General features: G+C 70.0%; 2 protein-coding genes. Both read left to right on the forward strand.

From position 1 onward, the window contains the following. Positions 1-352, forward strand: a 352-nt coding sequence (locus QH283_RS19045; protein WP_280504342.1) for a sensor histidine kinase, incomplete at its 5' end; no start/stop codon positions are given. Beyond that, positions 349-1035 carry a response regulator transcription factor gene (locus QH283_RS19050; RefSeq protein ID WP_280504343.1) on the forward strand — a complete coding sequence of 229 codons (687 nt, stop codon included), beginning with the start codon at positions 349-351 and terminating at the stop codon, positions 1033-1035. The genes QH283_RS19045 and QH283_RS19050, both read left to right, overlap by 4 nt. The last annotated feature ends 105 nt before the right edge of the window (positions 1036-1140 follow it).

Genomic DNA, 1140 nt, shown 5'->3' on the forward strand with positions numbered 1-1140 from the left:
GCGCGGGGAGTACGTGGCCATGTCGGTCACCGACCGCGGCATCGGCATCGCCAAGGAGGACCAGCAGCGGGTCTTCGAGCGGTTCTTCCGTTCCGACAAGGCGCGCTCGCGCCGCACCGGCGGCACCGGCCTCGGGCTGGCCATCGTCAAGCACGTGGCGGCCAACCACAACGGCGAGATCTCGCTGTGGAGCAAGCTGGGCACCGGTTCCACGTTCACTCTGCGGATACCCGCTCATCTCGAATCCGGTCTCGACGAGGACGAGGACGGGGACGAGGCCACGAGCACGAAGGAAAACGCGCCGCGTCCGCTCGGACCGGGCAGATCGAATGGTGTGGAGGCACGTAGATGACGAGAGTGCTGATCGTCGAGGACGAGGAATCGCTGGCCGACCCGCTGGCGTTCCTGCTGCGCAAGGAGGGCTTCGAGGTGACCGTGGCAGGCGACGGGCCCTCCGCGCTGGCCGAGTTCGATCGCTCCGGCGCCGACATCGTGCTGCTCGACCTCATGCTGCCCGGGATGAGCGGCACCGACGTGTGCAAGCAGCTGCGCTCCCGCGGCGGGGTGCCGGTGATCATGGTGACCGCCCGCGACAGCGAGATCGACAAGGTGGTCGGCCTGGAACTCGGCGCCGACGACTACGTGACCAAGCCGTACTCCTCGCGTGAGCTCATCGCCCGCATCCGCGCGGTGCTGCGCCGCGGCTCGGGCGAGGAGCCCGACGCGAACGAGAACGGCGTGCTGGAGGCCGGTCCGGTGCGCATGGACGTCGACCGGCACACCGTGCTGGTCAACGGCAACCCGGTGACCCTGCCGCTCAAGGAGTTCGACCTGCTCGAGTACCTGCTGCGCAACTCCGGGCGGGTGCTCACCCGGGGCCAGCTGATCGACCGGGTGTGGGGCGCGGACTACGTGGGCGACACCAAGACCCTCGACGTGCACGTCAAGCGGCTGCGCTCGAAGATCGAGGCCGATCCGGCCAAGCCGGAGCACCTGGTCACGGTGCGCGGCCTCGGTTACAAGCTGGAGGCCTGAGCGACCGGCGGGCCGCGACCGGGCGAAGGCCCCCGGGTCCCGCCAAACCGTAGCCCGGGGCGTGTTTGTGTGCGACCCGGGCAACCCCAGCCCGGGGGCACGCCC

Source organism: Nocardia farcinica (assembly GCF_029867845.1).
GTDB classification, from domain to species: domain Bacteria; phylum Actinomycetota; class Actinomycetes; order Mycobacteriales; family Mycobacteriaceae; genus Nocardia; species Nocardia farcinica_A.

Bases quoted from the DNA above. Each gene is read 5' to 3' on its own strand.
- QH283_RS19050 (WP_280504343.1), top strand. From the start codon at position 349: ATGACGAGAGTGCTGATCGTCGAGGACGAGGAATCGCTGGCCGACCCG.